Annotated in this window: 4 protein-coding genes and 1 pseudogene; 2 read left to right on the forward strand and 3 right to left on the reverse strand. The window is 49.2% G+C overall.

Features of this window, described 5'->3' with window-relative positions; genetic code table 11:
• Positions 1 to 120: 120 nt before the first annotated feature.
• Positions 121 to 984 (reverse strand): BglG family transcription antiterminator LicT, encoded by an 864-nt coding sequence (gene licT / locus RTY00_RS15205; protein ID WP_154183739.1) that lies wholly within the window; start codon positions 982 to 984, stop codon positions 121 to 123.
• A 303-nt stretch (positions 985 to 1,287) separates the two neighbouring features.
• On the opposite strand from licT, the gene fliD reads away from it, so the two are divergent.
• On the forward strand, positions 1,288 to 2,700 hold the full coding sequence (fliD, locus tag RTY00_RS15210; protein WP_312665009.1) for a flagellar filament capping protein FliD: 1,413 nt from the start codon (positions 1,288 to 1,290) through the stop codon (positions 2,698 to 2,700).
• Positions 2,701 to 2,808: 108 nt separating this feature from the next.
• Here the strand turns inward: fliD and yajD are convergent, their stop codons facing one another.
• Positions 2,809 to 3,156 (reverse strand): HNH nuclease YajD, encoded by a 348-nt coding sequence (gene yajD / locus RTY00_RS15215; protein ID WP_312665010.1) that lies wholly within the window; start codon positions 3,154 to 3,156, stop codon positions 2,809 to 2,811.
• Between the two features lie 251 nt (positions 3,157 to 3,407).
• On the opposite strand from yajD, the gene RTY00_RS15220 reads away from it, so the two are divergent.
• Positions 3,408 to 4,841 carry a glucosyltransferase domain-containing protein gene (locus RTY00_RS15220; RefSeq protein ID WP_312665011.1) on the forward strand — a complete coding sequence of 478 codons (1,434 nt, stop codon included), beginning with the start codon at positions 3,408 to 3,410 and terminating at the stop codon, positions 4,839 to 4,841.
• Between the two features lie 71 nt (positions 4,842 to 4,912).
• Here RTY00_RS15220 and RTY00_RS15225 read toward each other — a convergent pair.
• Positions 4,913 to 5,228 (reverse strand): annotated as a pseudogene (locus RTY00_RS15225) (methionine synthase); the annotation flags it as partial.

The raw sequence follows: 5,228 nt of genomic DNA on the forward strand, positions 1-5,228 counted from the left end.
CAGGACGTGATTCGCAGCCATGGCGAAGCGTTGAAGTAAGGCGTTGGCGGTCGCCATTAATGGCGACCCTACAAAGGATTGACGCGTTTTTTGTAGGGTGCGCATTGATGCGCACCTGGTTTACGCCTCGTCCGCATCATCCTGCAACGCCAGCGTCTCTTTTCGCACCCGCTCAATATGAATGGTGAGGAACATGCGTTCCTCGCTGGAGAGCTCATACAGATATTTCTGCTGAATATGCTGGTCGATTTTCACCGCACATTGATAGGCGAGCGGATATTTGTCGCGCACCACATCATGCAGAGATTCATCCTCGCTCCACACGCCGCGTTTGCCCAACATACGTTGTGCAAAGAACTTCAGATGGTTGACGAAGCGGTTGTAGCTCAAGCTCTCGGTGCGGTAATCCAGCTGCAGGCGATATTTCACAATATGCAGGATCTCCTGCATAAATTGCGTGATGTGCGATACATCGGCGAAATCGCTGCCGAGCTGCGCATTCACCAGATGCAGCGCGATAAATCCGGCCTCATCTTCGGGCAACTCCACGCCCAATCGCTTGTTAATCAAGGCCAGCGCTTCAATACCGAGTGAAAACTCTTTCGGATAGAGCGTTTTGATCTCCCACTTCAAGACGTTGCGAATCGGGATGCCTTGCTGGTGGCGCTCAATCGCAAAATGGCAGTGATCACACAGTGCGATTGAGAGACTTTCATGCAGCGGCTGGCCCAGCTGCTGGCGCGCATTGGCAATGATCAGTTCGCTGGTGGTGATAACCTCAAGCGGAATATCTGACAGAAGTTCGCTGAGCCGTCCCGTCAACGTATCACTTTGCAGCGCAAACACTTTTTCGATCTGCTGCGCATCCAGTTCGTCACCAACGCGCTTCTGAAACGCCAAACCGCGTCCCATCACAACCTGTTCTTTGCCGTTGTCGCCCAGCACTACCGCGACATTGTTGTTGAGGATTTTCGCGATTTTCATTTTTATCTGCCCTGAAAATAAAAAACCTGACCCACCGGGAGGACGGCGTGTCAGGTTTTGCCTGCGCTGAACGCAGTAACAATCTCGCAAGATCATAATCGGCTGAGCTTTCCCGACAAGCACAGCGACAGTTAAATGTGAAATGCATCATATTTCCAGCGCGATTAATCACAGGCGATCGAGCGCTAACGACGCGGTTTTTGGTGTTTGTAAGGATAGCGTAAGGAAATGACCAGATTTCTATAAAGTTTGCGTTAAGGCTGCCGATAGTACCGTAACGTTAAATTAACAGGAGTTGCGTTCATGACTGGGATTTCAACATTAGGCGTCGGTTCAGGACTGGGTTTAAGCACCATCCTCGACAAACTGACTGCGGCAGAGAAGCAATCGCTGGCACCGATTTCCAAACAACAATCGGCGGCGACCGCCAAGCTGTCCGCCTACGGCACGCTGAAAACCGCGATTCAGACTTTCCAGACGGCTAACAACAAATTAAACGATGCCGCCCTGTATACCTCGACGACCACAGCATCCAGCTCTAGCGCGTTTAGCGCCGATTCCAACGGGAATGCGTTGGCGGGCAAATACACCATCAGCGTGCAGAAGCTGGCACAATCGCAAACGCTAACCAGCGATGCCAAAACCGATATCAAAGCGGCGATTGGTAGCGATGCAGATTCCAGAACCCTGAAATTTGTCACTGCGGAAGGTAAAGAGAAGAGCATTACGCTGACTAAAGATCAGACCTCGCTTTCGGCCATTCGTGACACCATCAACAAGTCCGACGTTGGCGTCACCGCCAGCCTGATTAAGGTCTCGGCCACTGAATACCGCTTGTCACTGACCTCATCTGCATCTGGCACCGGCAATGCGGTGAAATCGCTGAGCGTGACCGGCGATGATACCTTGCACGACTTTATCGGCTTTGATGCGACAAATGCTGGCAGCAGCGGCATGACGCAAAGCGTCGAAGCGCAGAACGCCAAGCTGACCGTGAATAATGTGGCGATTGAGAGCAGCAGCAACGTGATCGCCGACGCGGTAGAAGGCATCACGCTGAAACTCAATGATGAAACCAGCGGCAATCAGACGCTGACGGTGAGCAGCGATACCAATAAGGCGAAAACCGCCATTACCGATTGGGTAAATGCCTATAACTCGCTGCAGGATACGATGGCGAGTTTGACCAAATACACGCCGGTGGATGCGGGTAAAGATCCGGATGGGAAGAATGGGGCGCTGATTGGCGACGGCACGCTGCGTAATATTCAGGTGCAGATGAAGAGCATTCTGGCGAACACTTCCGGTTCCAGTGCTTACAAAACGTTATCGCAGGCGGGTATTACCACCGATCCGACCAGCGGTAAGCTCAATCTGGATGCCGCCAAACTGACTACCAGCTTGCAAGTTAAACCGGAAGCGATTCGCGACATGTTTGTTGGCGATGGCAAAAAAACCGGCGTTTCGACGGTGCTGAATACTACCTTCACTTCGTTCCTCAGCAGCAAAGGTGTGTTGCAGGGCGCGACGGATACTATCAGTAAGAAACTGAATACGCTGACCGATCAGTACAATACCGCCAGTAAACGTATTGATGACACGATCGCGCGTTATAAAAAGCAGTTCACCAATCTGGATAAGATGGTTAGCGTGCTGAATAACACCAGCAACTATCTCACCGAGCAGTTCAGTAATAGCACTAAGACTAATAAGTAAGCGTAAATCGGTCGCCATAAATGGCGACCCTACGGTAATTTGGCGGGTACGCGCAACGGGCCTTCGTAGGGTCGCCATTCATGGCGACCTCTATCTCAAACAATAACCTTACTTCTTCTTATTCAGCATGGCCCTCAGATCGGCAAAAGGATTATAGGTGGCTTCACCCACATCTTTTTGCGCATCTTCTCCTGCCACAACCGTTGTACCGTACTGATCCGCTTCGGTGTATTTTGAATGTTCATGGTCGTGACAATACAGGCACAACAACTCCCAGTTACTGCCATCTTCCGGATTATTGGTGTGATCGTGATCGATGTGATGGACGGTTAATTCGCGCAGATTGGAATAGACAAATTCGCGCGAGCAGCGGCCGCATACCCACGGATAGATTTTTAATGCTTTTTCACGATAGCCGCTTTCCAGCCGCGTGTAGTTTTTAGGGATCAGAGCCATTGCCGATGTTGCCTGTTAGAAAGAGATAAAGTGACATGTTATCCGCACAGCCCGCGCCTGCCAATGATGTTGATCTCATCCTCATCTCTCGAACCAAGTCTTATCAACATTACCGCCTACACTAGGTCATAACTCTGCGGAAATAGAAGGCCGCGCTGCATCTATGGAAATTCGCCCAAAAAATGACGCCAGTAAATGATCCTCCGTCAGTAAGTCGGATGCAGCGTATCGCTTTGACCATGTTGATAGCTATGCTTGCTACTCTGCCTGTTTGGACCCACAAAATTTATTATCGGGATGACCTTTACCGGATACTGGATGGGGATAGGTCAGTGTGGCTGAGCAATGGAAGACCGGGCACCTGGTTATTACAGGCTTTGGTCTCTTTTGGTAATACGCTCAGCGATGTTTCTCCGCTTAATTTACTGCTCGGATTGCTGGCGCTGAGTGTTGCAGCTGTTTTCTTCACTGAAAAACTTAAAATTCCCCTGATTGGCTACTGGTCATTTGTGCCGCCGCTTTTTGTGGTGCTCAATCCCTTTATGGCGCAGGGAATGCTGTATAGCTTTGACAGCCTTACCATTCTTTTGTCATTCGCAGGTGCCATGCTGGCAAGCCTGGTTAACCGTTCCAAGTCGTTACAGGAGATCATTTTCACGGCGCTAATATTACTGCTGATTCAAACGCTCTATCAGCCAGGACTTAATGTCTATATTGCTTGTGTAGCGTTACTGGCTATTGCACGGTTGAATAATGACCAATCTATATGGTCGTGGCTGGCCGGGAAAATAGTGGCGCTGGGCATTGCCATTCTGGTTTATAAACTGGCGATGAATTATTTATTGCCGGTTGAGATCGACTGGTACAGCATGAAACACAGCAAGCTATTACTGCCCAATTCAGAGTCTTTGCTAATCATCATTGAAACGATTAAAACGTTTAGTCATCTTTTTCTAGGCGCCTATCCGGGCGGCATGATGGTATTTTTATTGTTGCCTTTACTGATGATGTTGTCAGGCCTTGTTTTAATGGCACACAGCTTAAAACAACAGCGGAAATTGACAGTAAGCAAGGTCATCTTAATGTTGAGTGCAGGATCAATCGCCATTATGGCGATTCCAGGACTTTCTTTGGCATTAGCTACCCCGTTATTTGCGCCACGCATGTTGGGCGCCTGCAGCATTACTTTCCTGTTCTGTTTCTACGTATCCGTGCACGCTTTACCTGCTATAAGAAACTGGCTGGCGGGATTCAGTGTCATCTTACTGTTTTATCATCTGGTGGTGATGTTAATAAGTTTCAATACGGTGGTGAATGACCAACGTTACCAAATGGATGTGATGAATCAGATTAAAATCACGCTGTCGGCTCCTGACGCACAATCGATAGATTCTCTCGCTTTTGTTGGTCAGCTGAATGATGCTCCAGAAGTACAAACCAATATTCGCAATTTCCCCATCATCGATCATATTCGGATGAAAATGCTAGGTGAGTCTGAGGGGTGGATTTGGCTGGCTTTGATTAACAACGCTGGCTTGAGGTTGAAAGCGGTGAAAGCAACCGAAGAGATGAGAGTCATTAAACCGCGTGAATATCTTTCGCAGGGACCGGATTTTGACGCCTTTCAGGATGGTCAAACCATGGTAATTGATTTTAGAAAGTCGGGTGGGCAGGTTAATCAATGATTCAGCTGCTTGGTCCGGGAATGATTGTCATATCCCGGACCGAGTTTTATATATGGTGATATTTGGCGGCGTTATTTATTCAGCAGCTCATTACGTACAATCTCCGCACCGGCGCTTAACGCATCCAGCTTGCCTCTTGCCACACCGCGCGGCAAAGGGATCATGCCGCAGTTGGTGCAAGGATAGAGTTTGTCGGCATCGACAAACTGCAGCGCTTTACGCAGCGTCGCGGCAACTTCTTCTGGCGTTTCAATGGTATTGCTTGCCACGTCGATGGCGCCAACCATCACTTTTTTGCCGCGAATCAGTTCCATCAATTCCATCGGCACATGTGAGTTTTGACATTCCAGTGAGATGATATCGATATTCGACTTCTGCAGTTTAGGG

The organism is Pantoea sp. CTOTU49201 (genome assembly GCF_032054795.1).
Lineage (GTDB): Bacteria > Pseudomonadota > Gammaproteobacteria > Enterobacterales > Enterobacteriaceae > Pantoea > Pantoea symbiotica.